Genomic DNA, 26,402 nt, shown 5'->3' with positions numbered 1-26,402 from the left:
TCCCCTTGTTCAAGCGGTTCATCCCGCATGTTTCACCGGCCGGAGGCAGGTCATGTCTTGCAATGCCCCTTCAGTCTCCTACACCGTACGTGTCAGTTCCCGAGCCAGGCATGTGCGATTGAGCATAACCTCCAGCAAGGGGCTTGAAGTCATCGTGCCCAGGGGATTTGACCAGCATCGTATTCCGGCTATTCTTCGCGCCAAGAAAGACTGGATTGCCAAGCACCTTGAACGATCCCATCCCTGGCAAGGAAAAATTCCCACGGATATCCTTCCGGACGACATCCTTTTCAGGGCCATTGGCCAACATTGGACGGTTCGCCATGTCCCGGCCAGGGATCTGTCCTGCACCATCAGCGAAACAGGCAAACGGGAACTCAGCCTGAGCGGACCGGACAGACATGTGCCGGCCATGTTAGCCCTTTTGGAAAGATGGCTCATCCTGCAGGGCAAAATCCACCTTCCCCCGTGGCTGGAACAGATGCGCCAGAAACACGGATTGCCCCGGTTTTCCCGCGTTCAGGTCAGAAATCAAAAAACCCGATGGGGAAGCTGTTCGGCAAAGGGAACCATAAGTCTTAATGCCAAGCTTCTCTTCATCGCCCCCGAACTGGTTGAGTACATTCTGATCCACGAGCTCTGCCATCTGGTCCACCTCGATCATTCCCCCTCCTTCTGGAACACGGTGAACCACCACATGACGGATTTTCGCACACACGAATCCCAGCTCAAACAGGCATGGATCCATGTTCCCGCCTGGGCGGGGATGTAACCGTCTCCCTTGCAGGCCAGGTACCCGGGGCATGCATCAACGCGGCATGACCTGCCCGAGACGCCGATCTCCTGCAAATCTGGCATGAGCAATGCTTGACCATAGGTATCATGACGCTTAATGAGTCCGGCCTGGGAAACCCGGATCAGCCAGGCACGCAACAAAGAGCAGAATGTCGAAAGACAGCACCCTGATCCCGAAAGCATACCGCGTATTGCTTCGGGGCAACGCGCGCCGCATCCGTCGCAAGAAACCACTCCCCGTCACATGTTGACCTGTATCTTGACAACAAGGGCTGACATATCGAGGACACGGCATTATAGAGAAGAGATGACCGTGCAAGGGTCTCCAGCAAGACGTAACGGACCTCACACACATCGCATACGGGTCCACCCGACACTCTCCCAGAGGGTAAACCCATAAAGACCGAACCAACCATGCAGACAGAAACCACCTTTGCTTTCCTTCTCGAGGCCATGAGCCCTTGCACGGAAACTTTTTTTTCCCGCAGTTATACCTACGATCAATCCGGAATCTGTCTTGATGACCCGGTAGGGCTCATCGGCCAGATGGAAAAATGCCGCAAAACCATGCTTGAGGCCGTTGTCTGGGCCAACGGCAAATACATTGGCGGAACCTGGTTCGACGTGACCCATCAAAAATGGACGGCCGAGCTTTTCGACATGACCTGGAACACCGCGACCGACTGTCCTCAACCGGTTCGTCTGTTTGCCGATCATTTTCAAAAAATGACGTAAATTCCAGGCCATGGGGAAGCACCGCCCGTGGACCCGATACGTCCGGGCGCCCACCATGCAACCGCGCCAGCAACACAGCAACGGCCTTGCTTGACAGCACAGGCGGCTATTAAAACCAGCTGGATACATATCCATTATTTTTTCAAAAATATCAGCCTATTGCTTCAAGCAGTCACGATTTTCATTTTTTCCCAAAAAAAAGCTTGCATTTTCATTTCATCGCATATAGACACCGTTTTCACTTTTGGCGAGGTAGCTCAGGTGGTTAGAGCATGCGGCTCATATCCGCAGTGTCGGAGGTTCAAGTCCTCTCCTCGCTACCAAAAAAATCAAACCCCTTGTTCGCAAGGGGTTTTTTTTATCCCTGACAGCAGGTTTTCACGATTTGCTCCTGCCTTGAGCGCCTTGTGCCGCGCCATGTCCACAGCCTGGCCGGTCGGGCCGGAAGACCGGTATTTCTCTTTTGACCCTGCGTGCGCTCTATGGCAAGGAGTCGTTCCTGCCAGGCGAAGACACGTCAAGGGTGAAGTCTTCGTACAACGCCAAGCACCGGGGATATACCATGATCACGGAAAAGACGCTCAGGGAATTTCAGGAATACATGCAGTCGGGAAGGATGGCCGAAGATTTCGAGTATGCGGGCGAGGAACGCAGAATGGAAATGCTTGATCTGCTCGAACAGTTCATGGACGTGGCCGAAATTGCCGATGAAACAGCCACCAAACTCATTTTCAAGAATTCGCAGCTCGGGGAAATGTTCGGAACAGGCCCCCGATAACCCGGGCCGATCACCGGGCAAACATCCAGAATGATCGCTGATCGGTCCCTACCGGGTAGGATGTCGCCCTTTTGAGTTCCCAGCCCGTGGGGATCTGGGTCGGTTCAGGCGTGTTCGCCATGACCAGGCACACCCCGTCTTCCTGAAGAAGGGGCCCGGCAATGTCCAGAAACCTTCGCCAGGGGCAAAAGGCCCGGCTGAGAACCAGCCGGGCGGGCAGATCGTTTGGCGGCAGATTCTCGACCCGACACGAAGCGACCCGGGTACGGGCCAGTGCCATGGTCCTGATGGCCGTCTGCATGAACATGGCCCGCTTGTGGCGCGGTTCCACCAGGACATAGTCCCCTTTGCCCCAGAAAATCCGCAGGGGAATGCCCGGCAGACCGGCGCCCGCACCAAGATCCAAAATCCGATCGTCATCCCCGAGATCCAGGTCACCCAGAAAATCGCCCAGATTCCAGCTGTCGATCACAAGAGTTGTCAGCATGGTCTGCCAGTCTCTCGGTCCAACCAGGTTCATCTTGCGATTCCATTTTTCCAGCAGTTGCAGATACGTGGTCACGAGACCGGCTTGTTGAACGGAAAGGTTTCGGCCGCAATCCAGGGCCAGATCCATGACGGCGTCTTGTGACAGGGATAAAGACATGACATATCCTTGTTAATGGGCTGATGTATACATCCTGCTCCAGGAAAAAGGACCAGGGACATTGACAATGACTTGCAACAAGGGCTGTCTCACCTTCAGACCCCCTTGCCGACGATCCGGGCCCATGCTGGCCGAACCAAGGCAACCACAAGGATCACAAGGACGATTGAGCCCATGCGCCGCTTTTTTTCTTCCTTTACGTCCCGGAAAGGTCCGGGTAAAAGGCCGAAGGCTCACCACACGGGAGGAGAACCATCATGACCACAACCAATCCCCTGACCGCCATTCTTTTTCCCGGACAGGGATCGCAATGCCCCGGCATGGGACGGGATCTGGCCGAATACTGGTCGGATGCCATGGAGCTCTGGGTCCGGGCGGAAAAGATATCCGGCTTTGCCCTGCGCGAAATTTACTGGGACAACGATGTCCAGGCCATGGCGCAGACCGCCTATTTGCAACCGGCCCTGACCGTTGTCAACGCGGCACTCTGGGGCTTTGTGAAAAGCAGACTTTCCCCTGCCTGCGCTGCAGGGCACAGTCTTGGCGAGTTCTCGGCCCTGTTCGCATCCGGGGTCCTGTCCATCAACGACACCCTTGACCTGGTCTGCCTGCGGGGTCGCCTCATGGCCGAAGCGAGCAAGAACTCCGAAGGCAAGATGGCCGCCATCCTCAAACTTTCCCGTGAAACTGTGGAAACCCTGGTGGAGGATGTCAGAAAATCCCTTGATCAAGAAATCCTCATTGCCAATTACAACACACCCGTCCAGTTTGTCATAAGCGGAACCCAGAGCGCGGTCAGCCAAGTGGCCTCCCTGGCCAAACAAGCCAAGGGACGGGCCGTGCTTCTTCCCGTAAGCGGCGCCTTTCACAGCCCCATGATGGCCGAACCTGCGGCCGAGCTGGCCAAGGCCATGGCCAAGGTGGACTGGAAAGCACCCGTCTTTCCGGTTTATTTGAATGCCTCTGCACAACAAGCTGATGATCCGCGCGTCATCCAGCGCGTCATGACCCGCCAGATGACGTCTTCGGTCTACTGGACCCAGCTTGTCACTGCCCAGTGGGAAGCTGGTATCAGGCGATTCATCGAATTGGGCCCCAAGGGCGTCCTGTCCCGCATGACAGGGCAGATTCTCATGGATCACAAGGACGACATCCTTTCGGAAAACATCGAAACCCTGCAACAGGCCCAGACATTGTAAAACTCTTCATACTCATTTTTTGACCTAAGGACGTACCATGCGCGGTGAAATCTATCTCAACGACAAACTCAAATCCTTTGTTCAGGCCAAGGGCTGGCAGTGGCCTGAAAAGGCAACTCTCGAACCTCCCAAGGACGAAAAATTTGGTGATCTGGCCTCCAATCTGGCCATGATGCTCACCAGACAAGCCAAAACAGCCCCCCGAAAGATTGCCGAGGAAATTCGCGAAACCCTGCTGGCCCAGTGCCCGGAAGTCGAAACCATTGAAATTGCCGGGCCAGGCTTTTTGAACTTTTTCTTCAACCGCGCCTTCTGGCTGGCAACCATCCCCGAGATCGCCTCCCAAAAGGAATCCTATGGGACGTCCAGGCAAGGAAAAACAACCAAGGTCCAGATCGAGTACGTTTCCGCCAACCCCACAGGTCCCCTGCACATTGGTCACGGGCGGGGCGCGGCCATTGGCGACTCCCTGACCCGTATCCTCCGGGCCACCGGCCATGAAGTGCATACCGAGTATTACCTGAATGACGCCGGCCGTCAGATGCTCTTGCTGGGCAATTCCGTCTGGGTTCGGCTCAGGCAGCTTGCCGGAGAAGATATCGAATTTCCCGAAGAATCCTACAAGGGCGACTACATCAAAACCATTGCCGCCGATATCCTAGCGGCCAAGGGCAAGGCCTTTTTGGACACCCCCGAGGACCAGGCCATTGAATATTGCAAAAACGTGGCCGTTGAGGTCATTCTTGACGGCATCAAAAAGGACCTGGCCCATTTCAGGGTGGAGCATCAAAACTGGTTTTCGGAAAAAAGTCTGGTGGACAAGGGTGTTGTGACCAAAACCCTTGAGACCCTCAAGGCAAAGGGGCTGGCCTATGACAAGGACGGCGCCCTGTGGTTCGAGTCAACCCGCTTTGGCGATGACAAGGACCGGGTGCTTCGCAAGTCAAACGGCTATCTGACCTATTTCGCTTCAGACATCGCCTACCACGCCAACAAGATCGAACGCGGCTTTGATCTCATGGTTGATATCTGGGGAGCCGATCACCACGGCTATGTTCCGAGAATGAAGGCGGGCATTGAGGCAGTCGGCAATGACCGCGAATCCCTGCAGGTCATCCTGGTTCAGCTGGTCAATCTCCTGCGCGGGGGCGAACAGATCGCCATGTCCACCCGGGCGGGCAAGTTCGAGACCCTGGCCGATGTGTGCGAAGAAGTCGGAGTGGATGCGGCCCGGTTCATCTTTCTGTCGCGCAAGAGCGACAGCCATCTGGATTTCGACCTGGATGTGGTCAAAAAACAGTCCATGGACAATCCGGTCTATTACGTCCAGTATGCCCATGCCAGGATCTGCTCCCTCATGGCCAAGGCCAAAGAACGCGGCATTCAGGGCACCCATCCGGACATGGAGCTCCTCGCCCTGCTGGACACGCCCGAAGATCTGGCTCTGGCCAAGCGAATGGACCGTTTTCCGGACATCCTCTCCCTGGCCGCACGAACGTTGAGTCCCCATCATGTCAGCTACTACCTGCAGGAACTGGCAGGAGATCTTCACCGCTATTACAACGTGCATCACATTCTCAACGCTCCCAACCCGCAGCTGCTCCAGGCACGGCTGCACCTTTTCAAGGCCGTGGCCCAGGTACTGCGAAACGGTCTGGCCCTTCTCGGCGTGGACGCCCCGGAAAAAATGTAAGTACCAGGGCACGTCTTTTTCCCTGCACCTCGTGAACCATCCACGCAGCCATGGCAACCAAGAACAGCAAAAAGAAAACATCTTCCAGACAGTTCAAACCGGGTCTGGCCCGAATGATCAACAAATCCCTGCTCATATTGGTTGCCATGGCCTGGGCCTTCATCCTTGGCATCCTTGTGGGTAAAGGATACAGGCCGGAAAACGCCATTCCGGAAATCGCCAGGATCATGCCGGAAGATCAGCAGGTGCAACCGGAACAACCCAAGGTGCTCAAGGCCGAAGAGCTTGGTTATTATGACCGGCTCAAAAAGAGCAAACCCCAGCCGGTACCCAAAGTACACCCCCCCCAACCTGCTTCACCCAAACAACCCAGGCGGAAGGAGACCCCGGCCAAGGCCGAGCAGCGCTTCGCCTACATCTACCAGGCAGCGGCTTTTCAGTCCCAGGCCGATGCCATCCGGTTCCAGCAGCAGATCATCCGGCGCGGTATCCCGGCATTCATTGACCATGCCCCTTCCGGTTGGCACCGGGTCAACGTGCGGTTCAAGGGCACGCCTTCAGAAACCACCCGCCTGAAGGCACAATTAAAGGATCTGGGTGTGGCCAAGCCCCTCCTCAAAAGCAAGAAACCGGTCTAGGGGAGCACGTTCCAGACCGCGTTCAACCACCAGGTTTTCTGCCAGCCGTATTGCCAGGGCGATCACTTGACCACCGCAACCCGAGCAGACGCCATGTACAGCCATTTTCTGGATCTTGATACCCACCACGGCAGGCACATCTTTGTCTGGCCTGTACCGTACCAGGGGACAGTGAGTTTCATGGGCGGCACCAAATCCGGACCGGAAGCCATCCTCAAGGCGAGTTATCAGATTGAAACCTTTGATCCTCAGCTGGGCGTGGATCTGGCGGACATGGCCCACTTTGCAACCCTGCCACCAGTGCACTGTCCGGCAAGCGGTCCCCATGAGCTGCACGCGGCCATGCGCACGGTCCTTGCCAACCATGATCCCGGAAAGGATTTTTTCGTTACCCTGGGCGGCGAACATTCCATTGCCCTGCCCCTGTTCGAATTCTACCAAAAAGCCCACCCCGATCTGGTCATTCTGCAGATAGATGCCCACAGTGATCTGCGAACCACCTACGAGCACACCCCCCTGTCACACGCCTGCATCATGGCCAGAGCCCGTGATCTGGGCCTGCCCGCCATCCAGGTGGGCATCAGGAGTCTGTGCAGGGAGGAGTACGAATACATCACCGCCCAGCCCGACCACGAACTGATGACGGTCTTTGCCTGGGATCTGGATACGCCTGAAAAAACGGCCCGGGCCGTCAATACCTTTCTTGCCGGTCGCCCCGTGTATTTGAGTTTTGATATTGACGGCCTTGATCCGTCACTTGTTCCCGGGACCGGAACCCCTGAACCGGGAGGGATTGACTATGCCTGGATGCGGGAGTTCTTTGCCCACTTGTGGCCCGGTTCTCCCCTGGTGGGCATGGACATGTGCGAAGTGGCCCCCATCCCCGGATCGGTGGTTTCCGAATCCGTGGCCGTCAAAGCCATTGTCAGGATTCTCACCTGTTTTCTCAATTCCCAGTCAGAGACCACGTAACAACCAGCGGCTACCAAACCGGCTCAGGCATGTTTTGCGCACCCCCTGATGCGCCCCTTTTCTCTCCTTTCGCATCCCGAGTTTACCATGACCAACAAAAACAACGACATCCGAACCATTGATCATCTTGAAGATCCTGCCGATTACGGGCTGGAACCTCTGACCACCCTTGATCCCGATCAGATTAACTCCTTTGACGAACTCATGGAGGCCATGTCCCAAACAGCCTTTGGGGGCCGCAATCTCGGCGAGGCCTTAAACGTGCTGCACAACATGGTCACCGATCCTGACTGTCTGGTCGTGGGCACCTTTTCCGGAGCCATGACCGTGGCCAAGATGGGCAAGCTCATCTGCACCATGATCGACAAGGGGTGGCTCGACGTGGTGGTATCCACGGGAGCCCTCATGGCCCATGGATTCATCGAATCTATGGGACTTCGCCATTACAAGTACAAATTCGGACAAATGGATGACAAAGCCCTTTTTGCCAAAGGGTTCAACCGGGTCTACGACACCCTGGAACCGGAAATCAATTTCATGCAGGCCGAGGACGTCATCCACGAGGTCATGAAATCCATTGAGGGCGAGACCTTTCTCTCTTCCGAGGCCTTTTGCTCAAGGATCGGAGAATACCTCACCGCCCATGTCAAAGGGCCGGGCATCCTCAAAAGCGCCTACCAGAAAAAGGTGCCTGTTTACATCCCGGCCTTCACCGATTCCGAACTTGCCCTGGATGTGGCTACCCATCTCATGCGCCACATGCCCGGTCTCATGAACGGGGACTGCGACCCGGCCACCTTTCCCTTTCAGTTCAACCCCTTTCTGGACCTGTTCAGCTATACCAGAAAGATATGTTCGGCCAAAAAGATCGGTATCTTCACCATTGGCGGCGGCGTGCCACGCAACTGGGCCCAACAGGTGGGACCATTCGTTGAAATCGCGGGCCAACGGCTGCCCGAGCTCAACCTGCCCATCCGCAGGTTTTCCTACGGCATTCGCATCTGTCCCGAACCCGTGCACTGGGGCGGCCTGAGCGGATGCACCTATTCCGAAGGCATCTCCTGGGGCAAGTTTGTCCCCCCGGCCGAAGGCGGCCAGTTTGCCGAAGTCATGTGCGACGCCACCATTGCCTGGCCCATCCTGATCAAGGGACTTCAGGACAGGCTTGCCAGGGGCCGGAAACACAGCTCTCACCCCAAGACGCAGCAGGGCTGAGCCAACACCATGTCCATCATCCAAAACCTGACCATTGAAAAAATCCTCTGGCGAGGCCGGGGCCTGGCAAGGCTGAAATCGGGCAAGGCGGTCATTGTGGAACCGGCAGTCCTGCCGGGTGAGATCGTGAACGTCGAGGTATGTCGGGAGAAAAAGGATTACGTGGGAGCACGACCCGTGGAAATCGTCCACCCATCTGCCCTGCGTCGGCCCCACCCCTGCCCGCATGCCTCCTTGTGCGGGGGATGCAAGATGGGCATTTTGCCCATGTCAGAAGCCCTTGAGCTCAAAAAAAACATCCTTTGCGACACCCTGTCCAGAAGCCTGCATCGTCATATGGATACGGACCAGCTCCCTCCCATCCGGACGCTGGCTTCTCCCCGGGGATGGCGATACCGGTATCGGGGACAGGTCCATGTTCGCAACCATCTTCCTCATTTTTGCCAGATGCAGGGCCAGGATCTGGTTCGCCTAGATGACTGTCTCCTGCTGGCCCGTCCCCTGGCCCGATTCCTTGACCAGCTCTGCGCCGGTCTGCCTGACGGCAGATTCACGGTAGCCGCAAGTCCAAAGGACCACACGGTGTGCACCCAGAAGGACGGGACAACCATCAACCTGCCCTTTCCGGATCATGGCTTTGATCTTGTCCTGCCTGGCAACAATTTTTTCCAGGCCAACTGGGAACTCAACCAATCCCTCATTCATGAGGTAAGCCAAGCGGTCCAGGGTCATGAACGGGTGGCTGATCTCTTTGCCGGATCCGGCAACTTTTCCCTGCCCCTGGCCCAGGCAGGAGCCAGAATCCTGGCCGTGGAATCCGTAGCCTCGGCTGTTAGGACCGGAACCCGCAATGCCAGACGCCTCGGGCTTGATACCATCACCTTCAAAACCGGGAACCTGGCCAGAGAACACACCTGGAAAGCCATCAGAACATTTGGGCCAACGGCCCTGGTCATTGATCCGCCCCGAACCGGGGCCAAGCATATCGGAACAAGGCTTAAAACCCTTTCCTCGCTGCGAACCATGGCCTGGGTTTCCTGCGACGTGGTCAATACCTGTCGCGACCTTGCAGTGATGCTCGAGGCCGGTTGGACCATTACGGACATCCTTCTGGTGGATATGTTTCCCCAGACATGGCACATGGAAACGGTTTTCACCCTGCACAGGCCATCATGACCTGGGCAGGGTGAAAACCGTTTCTGAACCCCACGCCCCGGACTGGACAAATCCGGAGGAATCGAGCATTCCCCCCTTGCCTATGCTTTGCTGTACGCATTTTGTCATACATTATTTAAACGCTTCACGCACAAGGTACGATAATGATTGAAGACGGCTTGCAACGATACTGGCTCAAGAGTTACGATCGCGAAGTTTCCCCACGGCTCTCCTATGAAAATATTCCCATTCACGAATATCTCGACAGAAGTGCCAAGAAATTTCCCAAGCGCAAGGCCATCGTTTTCAATAATTGGAGCATAACCTACGCCGGTCTTCGCAAGGCCAGCGAACAAATCGCTGCCAACCTGCGCGAGCATGGCGTCAGGGCCGGAGACCGGGTGGCCATCATGCTTCCCAACACGCCCCAGGCCATCATGAGCTTTTACGGGGTTCTCAAGGCGGGATGCATCGCCGTGATGACCAATCCCCTGTATATGGAAAAGGAACTGGTCCACCATTTTTCCGATTCCGGAGCCAAGGTACTCATCACCCTGGATCTCTCATGGCCCAAGCTGCAATCCCTGGAAAAGAAACTCAATCTGTCCAAAATATTTGTCACCCGCATATCCGATTGTCTCCGCTTCCCTTTGAACCTCCTGTACAACTTCAAGGCAAAAAAAGACAATGCACCAACCATCCCCTATGACATGCAGACCATCTTTCCGTGGAAACGTCTGCTGAAAAAAGGAGCCACATTCAGTCCTCGTTCCTTCCGACCGGAAAAGGATCTGGCCTTGCTCCAGTACACCGGAGGCACAACAGGCGTTTCCAAGGGGGTGATGATAACCCATCAAAACCTGGCCGCCAATGTACAACAATACCTGGCCATTTTGCACAAACTGGGCAAGGACCATGAGGTGTTGCTGGGGATTCTTCCGTATTTTCACATTTTCGGCCTGAACGTGTGCGTTAATTTTGCCGTTGCCCTGGGCGCGACCATGGTTCCCTTTCCCCGATTCGTACCCAGGGATATCCTCAAGTCGATCAAAAAGATCCATCCGACCATCTTTCCCTGCGCCCCTTCGGTATTCATGGCCCTTTTGCAACAAAAGGACATTGACAAATTCGACCTGTCTTCCATCCGATTCTGCATTTCCGGTTCAGCCCCCATTCCAGCCGAGATCATCAAGCAATTCAAGAAACTCGCCGGAGCCGAAATCATCGAAGGGTATGGATTGACCGAAGCCTCGCCTGTTACCCATCTCAACCCCCTCAATGGGACGCACAAGCTTGGCTCCATCGGACTGCCCATCTCGGATACCGATGCCTGCATCGTGGACATGGAAGTGGGTTCTTTGACTCTTCAGCCCGGCCAGATCGGCGAACTGGTCATCCGGGGGCCCCAGGTGATGAAAGGCTACTGGAACCGCCCCGATGAAACCGCATCCACCCTGCGCAACAACTGGCTGTATACGGGTGACATTGCCTACATGGACGAGGACGGGTATTTCTTCATTGTTGACCGCAAAAAAGACCTGATCATTTCAGGGGGATACAACATATATCCTCGGGAAATCGACGAAGTTCTGCACGAACACCCCAAAATCCGCGAGGCCGTTGCCGTGGGCATTCCCCATCACACCCGCGGGGAAATCATCAAGGCCTATGTGGTTGTCCAACCGGGAGAAACCCTTACCCGGGCGGAAGTCATTTCCTTTTGCCGTCAAAAACTGGCCAACTATAAAATCCCCAAGAAAATCGAATTCCGCAAGGAACTCCCCAAGACCCTGGTGGGCAAGGTGCTCCGAAGGGCTTTGCGCGACGAGGAAATCGCCAGGCTTGAGGCGGCCTCAAAGAAAAAAGCCCGCAAGTAAGCGGGGCTTCAATCGCGCACCAAGGCTGTCCACCCTGCTCCAATCATTCATTGCGCATCGTGATGATGCGCACGCCCAACAGCCTGTCCTGACCGGAGGATGGGAAGGAGGCCCCTTTTACGGGGTTTCTTCCCGGCCATGCATGACATCGGCTGTTTGAGGAGTTCCTGAAAGGCCATGTTCATCAGTCTGTTCATCAAGCTCTTTTTTTTGCTGACCCCCTTTTTCGTGCTGACCATGTTTTTGTCCCTTACCCGAGACATGGATCACCACGAAAAACAGCGCATGGCCGTTCGGGTCACATGCGCTGTTTTCTGTACCACCTTTGTGATCTATTTCCTGGGCAATGCCATTTTCGACATCTTCGGCATCACCCTGGACGCCTTTCGAATCGGTGCAGGCTCCCTGCTGTTTCTTTCTGCCGTGGAACTGGTCCGGGGCAAGGCAGGGAAAAAGCCCGAACATGAAGAATCAGACGGCGACATGAGCGTGGTCCCCCTGGCCATCCCCATTACTGTGGGACCGGCCACGGTGGGTGGTCTGCTGGTCATGGGAGCAGGACATCACCAGCTCTCGGAAACCCTGATCGGATCGCTCTCCCTGGCCGCGGCAGTGGTCTGTGTGGGCATTTTACTGTCCATGGCCACGCACATCGAACGGATCATCGGAAAAACCGGCATCATCATCCTGAGCAAGCTCACCGGGCTGATCCTTTCGGCCCTGGCCGCCCAGATCGTGTTCACGGGCATCAGGAATTTTCTCCTTTAGCCGGGATATTCTTTCACTTGGTGATCCCCGCCCTGCCTGGGGTGGGATACTTCTCCCCGAGCAGGTCTATTCCCGGATCTGTCCTTCTCCCAACACAACAAACTTGGTGCTTGTAAGTTCCCTGACCCCCATGGGTCCATAGGAATGAAGCTTGGATGTGCTGATACCGATTTCAGCGCCAAGGCCGAGCTCACCTCCGTCGTTGAACCGGGTGGAGGCATTGATGAGCACGGCCGAAGCGTCCACCTCGCGGAGAAAGCGCATGGCCCGGTCATGATCCATGGTAATGATGGCTTCGGAATGATGGGAACCGTAGGTGGCAATATGCTCCTGAGCCTCGGTCTGGGAATCCACCACTTTGACGGCCAGTTCCAGACTGTGAAACTCCTTGCCAAAATCATCATCCCGTGCCGGAAGCGCCTTGTCCCCCAGCAGAGGAAGGGATCTGGGGCAGGCCTTGAACACCACGTTGTCCCGGCCCAGACGTTCTCCTACCCGGGGCAGGAAACCGGCTGCCACGTCCTTGTGCACCAGCAGACATTCCAGGGCATTGCAGACCCCGGGACGCTGCACCTTGGCGTTGTGGACGATACGCAGTCCCTTGTCCTGGTCGGCACAGGCGTCAACATAAATGTGGCACACACCCTTGTAATGCTTGAGCACAGGCATGGTGGCATCCTTGACCACGGCCCGGATCAACCCTTCTCCGCCACGAGGGATGACCACGTCGATGTACTCGTCCAGATTGAGCATGGACTTGACTGCAGCCCGATCCGTGGTCGGCACGAGCTGGACCGCCTTGGCCGGGAGACCGGCCTCTTCCATGGCCTGGGCCAACAGACCTCCCAGGGCCTGATTGGAATGAAACGCCTCGGAACCACCGCGGAGAATGACCGCATTGCCGGCACGCAGGCAAAGGATGGCCGCGTCAATGGTCACATTGGGACGCGATTCGTAAATAATGGCAATGACCCCGAGGGGAATGCGCATTCGACCCACCAGCAGCCCGTTAGGACGCTTGCGCAGGGACTCGATTTCACCCACAGGATCCGAAAGTTTGGCAACAAACCGGCAGGCCTCGGCCATGGATTCGATGGTGGCATCGGTCAAGCGCAATCTGTCGATACGGGCAGCATCCATGCCCCGGGCCGTGGCCGCTTCAATATCCCGGGCATTGGCGGCAAAAATCGCTTCCCGATTGGCCGTGATGAGCCGGGCAAGATGCACAAGGGCCCTTTCCTTGTCCCTGCTTGCAACCTTGAGCAATTCCTGACTGGCCTGCCTAGCCGAAGCCGCCATTTCCCGCATCTGTTCATCCATATTCATAAGGTATACCTCGCATCATTCGTGGCGTGCGTCAGGTGACAGAAACCAGACTCCCAACCAGGAGCATTCCTGCCCTTTCGGCTCTCAAGAACCAGATGCTGCACACGTTCCACATGAGTATTGACAAATTTGTCTTCGTCCCTCTAGCCCAAACCCCTTCTCTTCTCAAGAGCGGCTACCCTCCACAGGACCCAAGGAAAATTTTGACCTTTTTGCAAATAGTGCATACAAGGCATTTCTTTGATCAGCTTATGACGCCACAGGAGGAATCACCATCATGACTGACAAGCCTAATCAGGATCAACATCTCAATATCATTGATGAAATTGAACATGAAGCAGATCAGGATCTCCATCCTCTGCTCAAGAAGATTCTCGACAATCTCAAACCCATCGGCCTTGGTCTCGGAGCGCTCATTCTCCTTGTTGGTGCTTATTCCGGCTATACGACCTACACCGGCATTCAGGCCAACAAACTGACCAATGCCCTGGGTACCATTCTGCTGGAACAAGACCCAGCCAAACGGATCACTTCCCTGAACCAGTTTCTCCAGGAACATCCATCGGCCCTGTCCGTGGGTCCTCTTCTGGAACTGGCCAACACGGCCATGACCAGCAAGGATTACACGACAGCCGCTTCGGCCTGGGCCAGAGTGGCCGACAAAACCGAAGGTGACATCCACATTCTGGCGAGCATGGGACAGGCCAGGGCCTTGAGTCTTGATGGGAAGTACAAGGAAGCATTGACGATCCTCGAGGCCATCGATACCGTTTCTGCCAAGGATTTTGCCACACCTCTGGCCCGCCAGATCGCCTTTGTTGCCGAGCAGAACGGGGACTGGGAAAAAGCCCTGGCTGCCTATCAGGAGCTCAAGGCAGCCGGTGCCGTGACCAATACGGCCTTCCTGGACATGAAGATCGCCGACATCAAGGCCAAAATGAGTTAAGGTCGCCAACAAACCGACGCCTTCGTCTGGATGTGTCACGCCAGCAACGGCCGTGATCGCACGTACCAGGGGGTCTTCATGGTCTGTCATCCGCAGTCGTGACCTTGGAAGTCCATTTCCTGGCATTGCTTCAGATCCCTGCTCACTGATTCTCGATGTTCGCCCCGCCCCCATGCCATCAGGGACACTGCTTGGCCACGGGGTACGGAGTCCGGGCATTCAGCTTTCTTGAACCTCAAACCTCCAAAGGCAAACCACCATGAGTCATCCCCTCTTGAGCACGTCCCCCGACACCAGGATGCTTCTTCTCGGGAATGAAGCCATTGTCCGGGGCGCACTGGAAGCGGGCGTCGGTTTCGTGTCCTGCTATCCGGGCACGCCTTCCTCGGAAGTTCCCGATACGTTTTTTCGCATTTCCCCTGAAGGTGCATTCATCTTCGAATATTCGGCCAATGAAAAGGTCGCCATGGAAGTGGCCGGGGGCGCGGCCCTTGCCGGTGTACCTTCGCTGGTGACCATGAAACACGTCGGGGTCAATGTGGCCGCCGACCCCATGATGACCCTGGCCTATGTCGGAACGCCCGGAGGCATGGTCATTTTGAGTGCCGATGATCCGGGATGTCACTCCAGCCAAAACGAGCAGGACAACCGTTACTATGCCCGTCTTGCCGGCATTCCCTGTCTGGAACCGGCCACGGCCCAGGAATGCAAGGACATGACCCGCGAGGCCCTGACCCTGTCCGCCAAGTACGAACAGCCCATCATGATCCGGACCACCACCAGGGTCAATCATCTGCGCGGGCCAGTGACCTTCGGCAAGTTGCCCGCAGCCAGGACTAGGGGACATATGACCAAGAATCCCATGCGCTTTGTTCCTGTCCCCGCGGTTTCCCGGGTCCGGCACAAGGTCCTTCTGGAAAAACTGGGCGAATTGGCCGCAGAGGCCGAAACCAGCCCGTGGAATACGCAGCGCGGCAAGGGCCGAATCGGTGTCATTGCATCGGGCATCAGCCGGGCCTATGCCAACGACGTTATTGCGGAACACAATCTGGACGATGCCCTGCGGGTTTTGGAACTGGGCATGACCTATCCCCTGCCCAACGAGCTCATCCTCAATTTTCTCAAGAAGCTGGACACGGTCATCATCCTTGAGGAGCTGGAACCCCTTGTGGAGCAGCATGTCCGCGCCCTCATCCAGAAACACCATCTTGCAGTTGAGGTTCTGGGCAAGGGGCAGCACCTTCCCCTTGAAGGCGAGTACTCCACCCTCATGGTCAGAAACATCATTCTGAGGACCCTGAACAAACCATTGCCCGAACATGCTCCCTGCCAGGTTCCGGAACAGCTTCCCATGCGTCCGCCCAACCTGTGCGCGGGATGCTCCCATAGGTCCACCTATTTTGCGGTTCGCAAGGTTTTTGGAGATAATGCCCTGTATTCCTCGGATATCGGCTGTTATACTCTGGGCATCCTGCCCCCTTTGAAAACAGCGGATTTTCTCCTGTGCATGGGTTCATCCATCTCTGCAGGATGTGGTGCTGCCAGAGTGTCTGATCAACCCGTAGTCGCTTTTATTGGCGATTCCACCTTTTTCCATTCCGGCATGACCGGGTTGGTCAATGCCGTCTACAACGACCACAACATCCTCATTGTCATCCTGGACAACAGAACCACGGCCATGACCGGTCATCAGCCCAACCCCGGCGTGGACAGGACGCAAATGGGCGACAATGCCCACAAAATCGACATCGAAGCCATTGTCAGGGGATGCGGTGTGGAACATGTGACCACGGTCAAGGCCCTGAACCAGAAGGCACTGGTCAAGACCCTTGAGGAATACAAGTCCCTGCCCGGGGTCAGGGTGATCATTTCCCGGGATCCCTGTGAAATCTTCAAGCGCAAGGTGCTCAGGTCCGCCTCCGGCCAGGTTGCCTATGTGGAAGAAGGATTCGAAAGCAGTGAAGACGTCCTCGCCTGCCTCAACGAGCTCGGCTGCCCGGCCTTTTTCCTGGACAAGGGCAAGATGGGCATTGATCCCTTCCAGTGTTCAGGGTGCATGCTCTGTGTGCAACTCTGCGACCACATCAAAGCTCGAAAAAGGAGTCTTGCATAATGCCAAAGACCCGTATCTACCTTACTGGTGTCGGCGGTCAGGGTACCCTGACCGCAACCAACCTGCTGGCCCAGATCGGCCTGGACAACGGCCTTGATGTCACGGCTGGAGAAATCCACGGCATGGCTCAACGCGGCGGCGTGGTCGCATCGACCATCCTTTTCGGCGGGTACCAAAGTCCCAAAATCAGTCCCGGGGAAGCCGACATCCTCCTCGGTTTCGAGCCCCTTGAAACCTACAGGGCTCTTTGTTTTCTCGCTCCCACTGGAGTGGCGGTCAGCAACAGTGAACCCATCCTGCCCATAGGGGTGGCCCTGGGACGCGAAGCCTATCCGGACATGGAAACCATTCGCAAGGCCACGGACCAACAGGCCGACAGGTCCTTTTTCCTGCCCTGCCTCTCCCTTGCCAAGCAGGCCGGAACCCCCCAGGCGGCCAACATTGTCCTTTTGGGAGCCTTGTGCGCCCTGGAGCTGATTCCCATAAGCCTTGAACAGCTACAGACCGGCATACGGGATCATCTCAAACCCAAGATCGTGGATATCAATCTGCGTGCCGTGGAACTTGGTGCCGCAGCCGTGACCAGGCACGATTAAAGGTTCCTGACGGCCTGCGTGTTCGATGGACACGCAGATGCAACCGGGCAACCGGGCTTTTTCTGATCACAATCAGCCAATTGAAATCATGCCCACCACAACCCGCTCACTGTTTGAAACGCTCAATCAGGTCATAGCCGATCTTGACCCGTTCCAGCCCTTGCAGCCCACCCTGGAACGGGTCCTCATCAAAACGGCCGAATTGGCAGAGTACAAAAGGATCACCCTGGCCATTTTCGATCCCAAGACCGACACGCTCCGGTTCAGCATCTCCCATGGGCATACCAGGACGCCTTCTTCAACCTATGCTCCCGGTGAAGGGGTTACCGGGCATGTCCTGACAACGGGTGAGCCCATTGTTGTCAGGGTTATGGCGGAAGAGCCCATGTTTCTCAACCGGGCCGGAGGCCGGAGCCAGGAAGAGATGGCCTCCCTGTCCTTTATCAGCGTACCGGTGATCACTTCGGGAGAACAGGGTGAGATCATCGGCGTCCTGAGTGCGGATCTGCCCATATCCCATCGAGACAATCTGGACCTGCACAGAGATTTTCTGCAGGCCCTGGGCCGGATCATAGCCAGACAGACCGCGTATCTTCAGGAATGCATGCTCCAGAACGAAACGCATCTTCCCAACCCGGCCCGGGAAACCAGTCAGGCGGAAAACCTGGCCAAAAACCGTATTGTGGCCTCGTCCAAGGCTATGTCCCAGGTCATGGGACAGATCATGCAGGTGGCTGACAGCCGGGCAACCGTGCTCCTGCGCGGCGAATCAGGAACAGGCAAGGAGCTTCTGGCCGAAGCCATCCACAACATGAGTTCGCGACGGGATGCTCCGTTTGTCAAACTCAATTGCGCGGCCCTGCCCTCGGAACTCATCGAAAGTGAACTTTTCGGCTATGAACGGGGCGCCTTTACCGGGGCCGTCAGCAGCAAAAAGGGGCGTTTTGAACTGGCCCACCAGGGCACCCTGTTTCTGGACGAAATCGGAGAGCTCAGTGCCGAGGCCCAGGCCAAACTGCTCCGGGCCATCCAGGAAGGGGAAATACAACGCCTTGGCAGTGAAAAATCCACCACCATTGACGTGCGCATTGTCTGTGCCACCCACCAGCCCCTGGAAGCCCTGATTGAAGAAAACCGGTTTCGGGAAGACCTGTACTATCGGATCAATGTCTTCCCCATTTTCATTCCTTCCCTTCGGGAGCGCAGACAGGATGTTCTTCCCCTGGCCGAACATTTCCTGTCCATTTTTTCCGAAGAATACGGCAAGAACATCAAGAGGATTTCCACGCCAGCCATTGATCTGCTGACCCAGTATCATTGGCCGGGCAATGTTCGTGAACTGCGCAACTGCGTGGAACGGGCCACCTTGTTATGCATGGATGAGGCCATTCGGACCTACCATCTGCCCCCGACCCTGCAAACGGCCGAGAGTTCGGCCACGGACACCGAGCTGTCCTTTGGCGAGGCCGTGGCCCGATTCGAGCAGGAACTGCTTGTGGAAGCGTTGAAAAAAACCCAGGGCAACATGCTCGAGGCGGCCAGGGAGCTGCGATCCAGCTACCGCGTGGTCAATTACAAGATCAAGAAATACGGCATCAATCCCAAAAAATTCACCCCACACAAATAAACAGCGCCGTGACCGGATCATTGTTCGGTCACGGCGCTGCTGTCTGCCCTAGTCTGCACCTTTGGTTTAGAAGTGTTTGACCCCCACCAGATTCTCCAGAGTCGATCTGAGTCCGCCCAAGGTGACCGGCGGCGGAATCACGGCCACAATCCGATCGGCAAAGGCGCGCAGCACATCCGTGCCGCCATACCCGCCCAGAACAACCAGAGGAAGTCCCGGCCAGGCAAGCAAGGCGTCCCCAATCCTTGCTTCGGGACGATCCACGTTGACAATCCCCAGACAGGGACCGTCAACACTTCCCCCTTCCTGTACCCCGCTCGGTAGCTGCGCCACAGGCTCATAGCCCAGCATGGCAAGCATGTCCGCAAGAATCTGCCGCATTTCCTGCTGGTTGCTCACCACAACCATTTTCGGCAAAGGCGTGTCCTGATCCTTTTCCCCGGGCAGAACAACTTCCTTGAGCTGGCTGGACAAGGTATCAAGAAGCCCGGCTATAGTCCTGGCTTGGCCGGCGAGCGTGCCATCAACGGCCATGCGGGTCAGCTGGCTGGCCAGGCCGTCCATTTCCCGTGCCCGCTGTGCAAGAACGTTTCCGAGTTCCTCGGGGGCCACTTTGGCATACGCAGCAAGATCCGTGTCCAGCTGTTGCGAGGAAAGTTCCAAATCAAAACGGGGCCGTTGCTTGATCCTGGTCAGGGTCGACTCCCAGAACTCTTCGGGACGTCCCTTTTTCCAGTGCCTGGATTCCTGCACGAGAATGCGTTTTGCAATAAATTGCGTACATCGAGCCGCCGGGGAATGGGGATGGGAAAGGAAAAAAGGCTGCTTGCTGAAAGCGGTCTTGGCCTGTGCGTCCAGGGGGATGACCCCCAGAAGGGAGCACTTCAGGTTCAGATATTTTTCAAGGGTGGCATGCAGGGTTGCAAAAATCCTCTTGGCATCCCCCATACTTTCGGCCCTGTTGACAATGATCCGCGGGCGCGACCACAGGCCGTTTTCCCGAAGCACCTTGATCAGGGCATAGGCATCAACCAGGGAAGTCACTTCCGGATTGACCACAACGATCAATTCGCGGGCACTCAGGCAGAGCGAAACCACCTGCCGGGACAGGCCCGGAGAATTGTCGATCAGAAGAAAATCGTAGCCATCGAGTTTTTTGAATTCGTCAACCAGCACGGCCCGCTGTTCCCGAGGCAATTCAGCCATTCTGGAAATGCCCGAACTGCCGGGAATGAGGTTCATGTTCGCAGCAACCGGAACAATGACCTCTTCCAGGGGAAGGTCGTGAAACAGGACATCTTCCAGGGTTTTGGAGGGAGAATCCAGGCCCATGACAAGATCGACATTGGAAAGACCAAGGTCGGCGTCAAGCAGGCAGACCTTTTGCCCCATGGAGGCCAGGGCGAGACCGATGTTCACGGCCATGGTTGTCTTGCCCGCCCCTCCCTTGCCGCTGGCAAAGGCAATGATCCTCGTGTGTGTGGACATGGATGTGTGCCGTTCAGGACAGGGACACCACGGACCGGATATCCTGGATAAGAGATTTGATGTGGAAGGGTTTGCGGATACACTTGGCGGCACCGAGCTCAAGGGCCTTGTCCATCTCTTCGGACGAGGCCAGCCCGGTGATCACGAAAACGGGCATCTTATGAATCTGGTTCCTGATCCTGGCCAGAAGATCCAGGCCCGAATAGGACGGCATTCTGATATCCATGAGCATGAGGTCATAGGCATGCCTGGTCAGTTTTTCAAAGCCATGCCTGCCATTTTCCGCCACATCCACCGTGCACCCATGGGCCGTAAGGGTTTCCGTGAGGATATCCCGAATATGTTCTTCATCATCCACAACAAGAATCCGAGGGCGTTTCAAACTCGACCTGGAACCTTCATCCGTTGTTTCTCGAGAGTGTAAACGGGATTTTTGCCGATCCTCCCGGGGGGACATGACAGGCAGAGAAACACAGACCCGTGTTCCCTGTCCCGGCTCGCTCTTGATCCCCACATTGCCATAATGATTGGTCACAATGCCATAGGCCGTGGAAAGCCCCAGGCCCGTGCCCTTGCCCTGCTCCTTGGTGGTAAAAAAGGGATCAAAAACCTTGGCCAAACACTCCTTGGCAATCCCTATACCCGTATCCTGCACAACTATATCCACCCAATTGGGCAAAGATCCCGGGGAAGTTGTTACCGTGAGCGTACCGCCATGTTCCTCCATGGCATGCTGGGCATTGATGCAAAAATTGAGAAAAACCTGTTCCAGCTGGCCGGCATCCGCATGGATACTGGGGAGGTTATCGGCATAATTGCGCTCAATGCGGATATTGAGCTTGAGCATGGGCGGAGAAACAAGATCAAGCACCTTGTCCAAAAGTGCGTTCACGTCCACCTGACTTTTGCTTGGTGGAGCTGGTCGGGCAAAGCCCATAAGGCTGGTCAGAATGGAACTGATGCGATCGATCTGTTCGTGAATCTGTCGAAGTTCCTGTTTCTTCTTATCGTCCTTTTCCTTGGCCTCGATCATCTGGGTTCGGGCAGAAATGATGGCCAGAGGATTGTTGATTTCATGGGCTGCCCCGGCGGCAAGCTGCCCAACGGCAGCAAGACGTTCCGTCTGCATGAGCTGCAAATTGACCTGATGGTTCTTCCACAGGGCGGCTGACAATTCATCGGCCCGCCGGCAAAGGTCTCTGTAGACCCGCAACCGGTCAAGGGTGGTTACGATCAGGGCAACAAACTGAGAAAACCCCAGAAAGTCCTGAGCCGTCAGATGGTGCTCCTTGTGGGCCATGCCAAGACACAGTTCGCCAAAAAAAACCTTTCCAAACAAAGGAAAGATAGTCAGTCCCTGACTGACGGAAAAAGGCGGTGAAACGCTTGTTTCCCGGGTGTGCCCATAATTTTGCTCCCGCTCCCTGGACGTTTTGATGAGCCTGACCAGCCCGGCACTTATGGAGCAACCACCAGGCTCCTGAATCGGTTCCATGTCCTTTCCCAGAGAACAGGAAAAAAGACGCTTGAACCCGCCGCTTTTCCAGACAATGCCCTCAAGAAAGGTTCTGGACTCGTTGACCCAGTAAAGGACTCCCCTCTCAATGCCCAAATCGGCGTCAAGGAACTGCGGGACCACAGGGAAAAAATCGGAAATGGCGTCAAGGCTGTTGAATGCTATGCCAGCCTTGACAATGGTCGTTGCAAAACGATTGGAAATGCTCAGGGAAACATTTTTGCGATCAAGTTCCAAAGCAATGCTGGCCAGACGCTCGTTGGCCCGTTGCAAAGCCTGATAAAAGAGGGTCGCGCCATCCCCATCCAGATCAAACAGGGAGACATGCTCCTCGAATTCCCGGGTAAACTCCGTCTTGATGGAGGCGAGATCGTCCGGACCAATACCAAGGTCATCCAGAATGCGACCGTTTTCCTCTTCGCGCGTCATGGACGGGCAGGGAGCATCCACCAACGCCTCGTGAGCCAGATAGTCGGCCGATTTGACCAGAAAAAGCAATTCTCTGAGCCCGTTATGATCACTGACAACCTCAGGATCAAGATGGTGCTGCCAAATGGCATTCTCTATCATGTCAGGCAGATGCCACTTTTTGGCCAGGGCCCGGCCAATAGCTGCGTGATTGGTCTTGAAGAGCTTTTCCTCGGCAACGGAACTCGGCTCGCGGTGCATCCTGATACGCTCCCGGCATTGGGCGAATTTTTCCGGAAAATAGACTAGGAAAAAGATCTTGCCAATATCGTGGAGCATGGCCGCAGCAAAGGCCTCATTACACAACTGGGGATAGGTTCGCTTGGCCAAAAGCCCGGCAAACAGGGCAGAGGCCAGGGAATGCACCCACAAATCCTTATACAGACCGTCTTCATCGGCGTCACTGCCCACGAGACCATCTCTGACAATGACCGACAGCAACAGGATGCGCAAGGGACGCATCCCGATGAGCGGAAAGGCATGCGCAACAGAACTGATCGGATGTCCTCCGCGATCAGCACTATTGACGGATTTAAGCACCTTCAGAGTCAAAGCGGGATCAGACTCCACCAGTGTGGCCAATTCCCCAAGCGAAAATTCCTCCTCCAGCACGATACGCAATATCTTGGCTGCCACTGCGGGCAGGGAAGGCATCTGGTCGACAAAGTGCAGCACACTGTCGATCTGCATACTCATGGGAGTGATGGGGGCATGGTCTGCGTGGGGAGAGGATTGGGATTGAATCGCAGCAGATGAGGGAGGCATGGACATCCTTTGATCTCCTTGTCGCTGGACAAGATCTTCGTTCGGCTTGCAAATACCGCGCATGTAACACGTTCTGTTGTGACGCAAGAGCACATTGCTTTTGACATAATTAGAACGACCATGCCTTTTTTGCAAGGGTATGACAAGAAAATAATGTCATACCCCGGGATCAAGACATCCGCCTTACAGGACCTGCACCACGTGCAGGCATATTTCAAGAGGCCGGGGTGGTCTTTTCAGGGGTTTCGTTCAGTTCCTGCTTCACGGCGTCAAGAATATCCTGGGAAACAGCGTCCATCTCAAGAATCCTTTTCAAAAAGGCCTCCCCTTTTGCTGGATTCCCCAAAAAATGGCGGTGCAAAACCCCAAGATTGAATAACGCATAGACATTGTCCTGCTCGAGTTCCAGAAGCTGGGAGAACGTTGCAGCCGAAGCGGGATAATCCTGCTTGCGAAACAGGCAGACCCCCTTCTGGTTCAAGGCCATGGCATCATGAGGTTCGATGGTCAGAACCCGATTCCAGAACACGAGGGCTCTGTCCCAGGCGTTCATGTGCATGAAGGCATTGCCCAGGCCGCGCAGTGCCTCAAGGTCTTCGGGATGTTCCTCAACCTGTTGCATGAGCCGGGAAATATCAGCCATGGGCCCCTGATCCATTTTCTGATGAACGCTGCCTTCGCGAATATCCAGAAAAGGATGTGTCAGCCTGTGAACAAGCACCGAGGCAATCAGGGCAAGCAGACAGCAACCCACAAGGACAAGGACCGGTTTTTGGCCAATCCCGGGAGAAACAGAGGGATTATTGCTCATGAATGATCTCCAGGTGATCAATACGTTTGGCCAAACGCGTCTGGGACGCATGAAGAAAACACAGGTAAGCGCCGATACCAGCCCAGACGCAGATGTTGGCGATAAAAAGATAGTTCATGAAGGTACTCCGGTAACAATGAAGACAAATGACGCCCGAGGCGCCAGGAGAACAAACCGATCCGGATTCAAAGCTTTCCCTGACCAGGATTAATGTCCAAGCAGGGTTATTTCATCCATGAGGGCCTGGTAGCGCACAATGCGCCAACGGGCCAGAACCAGGGTCAGGGTGAGCAGCCCCCAGGCGGCCAGGGAAACAAACACCGTAACAAGCATCTCTGGTTCCAGTCCCCCGGATTGGCTGGCAAACACTGCCGGGTGAATACTGCGCCACATGCGGGCGGAAAAAAAGACCAGGGGTACATCCAGAAAGGCGATAATGCCGAGAACCGCGCATATTCTGGTGGACGAAGCGCCCCCAAGCCCACTGCCTCTCAGGATGAGGTAGCCGGCATACACGAACCACATGACCAGGGCCGTGCTCAATCGGGGATCCCATGTCCACCAGGTGTTCCAGGCCGATCTGGCCCAAAGGGATCCGGTAACCAGCGCCAGACCGCACAGCAGAACTCCCACCTCGGCACAGGCTGCGGCAAAGGCGTCCCAGGCAGGATGGTTGTTGCGCACAAGGACCATGATCGACCCGGCAAATACCCCGGCAAAGCAGACCAGAGCCCACCAGGCAAGGGGAAGATGAATATAGAAAATTTTCTGGACCAGCCCCATGGTCATTTCTTCAGGGGCGTACACCCAGATGAAATACTGGGCAACAAGCATGGCCGCTGTGGTGGCCAGGGGAAGAATCGCCCGGCACATGACTGAGAATGATGTCTTGTTCATAGACGTTTGGTCGTGGTAATGGTGCGGTTTTGGCGCCGGTTCATTCCGGCCCGTAGACATGGGGAAACAAAAGCATGGCCGCGCCGGCAAAAATGACGTCAAAAGCCCCGATGATGCCGAACCAGTCCGTGACCCCGGCAAGGGAGGCCCCCTGAAGCAACACCCCGCCCACCTTGACCCCGCCCAGGAGCAGCGGAAGCAGCAGGGGAAAAAGAATGATGCTCAGCAAGGAATCCCGGGTATCGTTGCCCTGGGATACGGCCCCCAGGAGGGATCCCAGGATGACCAGGCCGGCGTCAACACCACCAATCAATGCGAACAGTCCGACAGCAGACGTCAGGGTTTCCTGGGCAAGAAACACGATAATGGCCGGGATGAAACATACCTGGGCCATGACAAGCAGGGCCAGGCCGCCCAGAAGTTTCCCCAGCCACACGGTCTGAATGGGCATGGGCGTCATGATCAGGGCCATGCGGGTCTCATTTTCCTCTTCCAACCGATAGAGCATGGTAAAGATGAGAACCAGGGAAAAACAGGAGGCTATCCAGAAGATGGCTGCGGCTGACTGGGGAGCGATCCGTTCACCGGGTTCACTCGACAGGCTGAAAATGAACACCAGAAGAAGCCCCAGCAACACGGCCTGGAACAATCCGTTTCCGCCGGAAAGTACCTGGCGCAGGTCCTTGGCCGCAAGCGTCAGCCCTCTAGTGAACATCATGGCCACCCTCCGTGAACGCCCGGGTGGTTCCCCAGAAATCCATGGCCCTCCCGGCAAGACGAAGAACATGATCGGTTTGCGCGAGATCCCGGGAAATATCGTGGCTGACCCACATGATCCCGGCCCCGTTGTGCCGGGCCGTTTCAATTTCGTGGAACAGGAGCTCGCAGGAACCCGTGTCCAGACCTGTGGATGGCTCATCCAGAAGAATGACCCGGGGAGCGAGCAAAAGAATCCGGGCCAGGGCCAACCGCTGCGCCATGCCCCGTGAAAATCCCCGGGCTCGTTCAAAGGCATGGACCTTCAGGCTGACCCGCTCCAGCAATGCGAGAAGGTCCTTTTCACAGCGACCCAGACCGTACATCCGGTTCCAGAAGTCGAGATTCTGCACAGCGGTCATGGACGGATACACAAATGTCGCATGCCCCATATAGGCGATTTCATGATCACCCACATGACGGGCAACCTGCCCTCCGGAAGGACGAACCAGCCCGGCAACGCACTTGAGCAGAGTGGACTTGCCTGCACCGTTCTCCCCGGTCACGAGCACGGCCATCCCCTGTTCAAGGGAAAAGGCAACATGCTTGAAAACCAGTCGGGATCCATAAAAATGGTACAGATCCTGAACCGTTACAAGGACACGACTCATCGCCCCTCCCG

24 protein-coding genes and 1 tRNA gene are annotated in these 26,402 nt (G+C 55.9%); 16 read left to right on the top strand and 9 right to left on the bottom strand.

Annotated elements, in window-relative coordinates:
• Positions 1-52: 52 nt before the first annotated feature.
• The 4 genes from DPF_RS02070 (at position 53) to DPF_RS02055 (ending at position 2,308) form a co-directional block, all read left to right on the top strand.
• Positions 53-772, top strand: a complete 720-nt coding sequence (locus tag DPF_RS02070) for a M48 family metallopeptidase (protein ID WP_069857209.1) — start codon at positions 53-55, stop codon at positions 770-772.
• Between the two features lie 437 nt (positions 773-1,209).
• The gene (locus tag DPF_RS02065) at positions 1,210-1,530 is read left to right on the top strand and encodes a hypothetical protein (protein WP_069857208.1); all 321 of its coding nucleotides are present in this window, start codon (positions 1,210-1,212) and stop codon (positions 1,528-1,530) included.
• Between the two features lie 246 nt (positions 1,531-1,776).
• Positions 1,777-1,853, top strand: a tRNA-Met gene (locus DPF_RS02060).
• 239 nt (positions 1,854-2,092) lie between these two features.
• The gene (locus DPF_RS02055) at positions 2,093-2,308 is read left to right on the top strand and encodes a hypothetical protein (protein ID WP_069857228.1); all 216 of its coding nucleotides are present in this window, start codon (positions 2,093-2,095) and stop codon (positions 2,306-2,308) included.
• Between the two features lie 10 nt (positions 2,309-2,318).
• Here DPF_RS02055 and DPF_RS02050 read toward each other — a convergent pair whose 3' ends face one another.
• Complete coding sequence (locus DPF_RS02050) at positions 2,319-2,954, bottom strand: 16S rRNA (guanine(527)-N(7))-methyltransferase RsmG (RefSeq protein WP_069857207.1); 636 nt, start codon at positions 2,952-2,954, stop codon at positions 2,319-2,321.
• Between the two features lie 257 nt (positions 2,955-3,211).
• Here DPF_RS02050 and DPF_RS02045 point away from each other — a divergent pair, with 257 nt between their 5' ends.
• The 8 genes from DPF_RS02045 (at position 3,212) to DPF_RS02010 (ending at position 12,471) form a co-directional block, all read left to right on the top strand.
• Positions 3,212-4,153 (top strand): ACP S-malonyltransferase, encoded by a 942-nt coding sequence (locus tag DPF_RS02045; RefSeq protein WP_069857206.1) that lies wholly within the window; start codon positions 3,212-3,214, stop codon positions 4,151-4,153.
• Positions 4,154-4,190: 37 nt separating this feature from the next.
• The gene (argS, locus tag DPF_RS02040) at positions 4,191-5,846 is read left to right on the top strand and encodes an arginine--tRNA ligase (RefSeq protein WP_069857205.1); all 1,656 of its coding nucleotides are present in this window, start codon (positions 4,191-4,193) and stop codon (positions 5,844-5,846) included.
• Between the two features lie 50 nt (positions 5,847-5,896).
• Complete coding sequence (locus DPF_RS02035) at positions 5,897-6,484, top strand: SPOR domain-containing protein (RefSeq protein ID WP_069857204.1); 588 nt, start codon at positions 5,897-5,899, stop codon at positions 6,482-6,484.
• Positions 6,485-6,550: 66 nt separating this feature from the next.
• Positions 6,551-7,456, top strand: coding sequence for an agmatinase (speB, locus tag DPF_RS02030; protein ID WP_231702109.1), 906 nt, complete (start codon positions 6,551-6,553; stop codon positions 7,454-7,456).
• An 87-nt stretch (positions 7,457-7,543) separates the two neighbouring features.
• Positions 7,544-8,671 (top strand): deoxyhypusine synthase family protein, encoded by a 1,128-nt coding sequence (locus tag DPF_RS02025; RefSeq protein WP_069857227.1) that lies wholly within the window; start codon positions 7,544-7,546, stop codon positions 8,669-8,671.
• 9 nt (positions 8,672-8,680) lie between these two features.
• Positions 8,681-9,847, top strand: a complete 1,167-nt coding sequence (locus DPF_RS02020) for a class I SAM-dependent RNA methyltransferase (RefSeq protein ID WP_069857202.1) — start codon at positions 8,681-8,683, stop codon at positions 9,845-9,847.
• Positions 9,848-9,990: 143 nt separating this feature from the next.
• Positions 9,991-11,703: a long-chain-fatty-acid--CoA ligase gene (locus DPF_RS02015; protein WP_069857201.1), complete on the top strand. Its 1,713-nt coding sequence runs from the start codon at positions 9,991-9,993 to the stop codon at positions 11,701-11,703.
• A gap of 177 nt (positions 11,704-11,880) precedes the next feature.
• Entirely contained in the window at positions 11,881-12,471 is a 591-nt protein-coding gene (locus tag DPF_RS02010) for a MarC family protein (RefSeq protein WP_069857200.1), read from the top strand.
• Between the two features lie 66 nt (positions 12,472-12,537).
• On the opposite strand, the gene DPF_RS02005 is transcribed toward DPF_RS02010, so the two are convergent.
• The gene (locus DPF_RS02005; protein ID WP_069857199.1) at positions 12,538-13,797 is read right to left on the bottom strand and encodes a glutamate-5-semialdehyde dehydrogenase; all 1,260 of its coding nucleotides are present in this window, start codon (positions 13,795-13,797) and stop codon (positions 12,538-12,540) included.
• Between the two features lie 277 nt (positions 13,798-14,074).
• Between DPF_RS02005 and DPF_RS01995 the strand changes: the two genes are divergently transcribed.
• The 4 genes from DPF_RS01995 (at position 14,075) to DPF_RS01980 (ending at position 19,079) form a co-directional block, all read left to right on the top strand.
• Positions 14,075-14,743, top strand: a complete 669-nt coding sequence (locus DPF_RS01995) for a tetratricopeptide repeat protein (protein ID WP_069857197.1) — start codon at positions 14,075-14,077, stop codon at positions 14,741-14,743.
• Between the two features lie 259 nt (positions 14,744-15,002).
• Positions 15,003-16,856, top strand: a complete 1,854-nt coding sequence (iorA, locus tag DPF_RS01990) for an indolepyruvate ferredoxin oxidoreductase subunit alpha (protein ID WP_069857196.1) — start codon at positions 15,003-15,005, stop codon at positions 16,854-16,856.
• Positions 16,856-17,452 carry an indolepyruvate oxidoreductase subunit beta gene (locus DPF_RS01985; protein WP_069857195.1) on the top strand — a complete coding sequence of 199 codons (597 nt, stop codon included), beginning with the start codon at positions 16,856-16,858 and terminating at the stop codon, positions 17,450-17,452. Before iorA ends, DPF_RS01985 begins: the two co-directional genes overlap by 1 nt.
• A gap of 88 nt (positions 17,453-17,540) precedes the next feature.
• A complete protein-coding gene (locus tag DPF_RS01980) occupies positions 17,541-19,079 on the top strand; it encodes a sigma-54 interaction domain-containing protein (RefSeq protein WP_069857226.1) in 1,539 nt (512 codons plus the stop codon).
• Positions 19,080-19,145: 66 nt separating this feature from the next.
• On the opposite strand, the gene DPF_RS01975 is transcribed toward DPF_RS01980, so the two are convergent.
• The 7 genes from DPF_RS01975 to DPF_RS01950 all read right to left on the bottom strand — a co-directional run bounded on the left by DPF_RS01975 (position 19,146) and on the right by DPF_RS01950 (position 26,391).
• Positions 19,146-20,567 carry a MinD/ParA family protein gene (locus DPF_RS01975; RefSeq protein WP_069857194.1) on the bottom strand — a complete coding sequence of 474 codons (1,422 nt, stop codon included), beginning with the start codon at positions 20,565-20,567 and terminating at the stop codon, positions 19,146-19,148.
• Between the two features lie 13 nt (positions 20,568-20,580).
• A complete protein-coding gene (locus DPF_RS01970; RefSeq protein WP_069857193.1) occupies positions 20,581-23,322 on the bottom strand; it encodes an HDOD domain-containing protein in 2,742 nt (913 codons plus the stop codon).
• 208 nt (positions 23,323-23,530) lie between these two features.
• A complete protein-coding gene (locus DPF_RS01965; protein ID WP_069857192.1) occupies positions 23,531-24,127 on the bottom strand; it encodes a tetratricopeptide repeat protein in 597 nt (198 codons plus the stop codon).
• Positions 24,117-24,245, bottom strand: a complete 129-nt coding sequence (locus DPF_RS13650) for a CcmD family protein (RefSeq protein WP_083254409.1) — start codon at positions 24,243-24,245, stop codon at positions 24,117-24,119. Before DPF_RS13650 ends, DPF_RS01965 begins: the two co-directional genes overlap by 11 nt.
• Before the next feature lie 89 nt (positions 24,246-24,334).
• A complete protein-coding gene (locus DPF_RS01960) occupies positions 24,335-25,024 on the bottom strand; it encodes a cytochrome c biogenesis protein (RefSeq protein ID WP_439951196.1) in 690 nt (229 codons plus the stop codon).
• A gap of 40 nt (positions 25,025-25,064) precedes the next feature.
• Positions 25,065-25,742: a heme exporter protein CcmB gene (locus DPF_RS01955; protein ID WP_369689576.1), complete on the bottom strand. Its 678-nt coding sequence runs from the start codon at positions 25,740-25,742 to the stop codon at positions 25,065-25,067.
• Positions 25,729-26,391 carry an ABC transporter ATP-binding protein gene (locus DPF_RS01950; RefSeq protein WP_069857191.1) on the bottom strand — a complete coding sequence of 221 codons (663 nt, stop codon included), beginning with the start codon at positions 26,389-26,391 and terminating at the stop codon, positions 25,729-25,731. The genes DPF_RS01955 and DPF_RS01950 overlap by 14 nt, the downstream gene beginning before the upstream one ends.
• Positions 26,392-26,402 lie beyond the last annotated feature (11 nt).

The organism is Desulfoplanes formicivorans (assembly GCF_001748225.1).
In the GTDB taxonomy this organism is placed as follows: domain Bacteria; phylum Desulfobacterota; class Desulfovibrionia; order Desulfovibrionales; family Desulfomicrobiaceae; genus Desulfoplanes; species Desulfoplanes formicivorans.
Note: the sequence above shows the minus strand (reverse complement) of the source record. Positions and strands in the feature narration are given on the sequence as shown.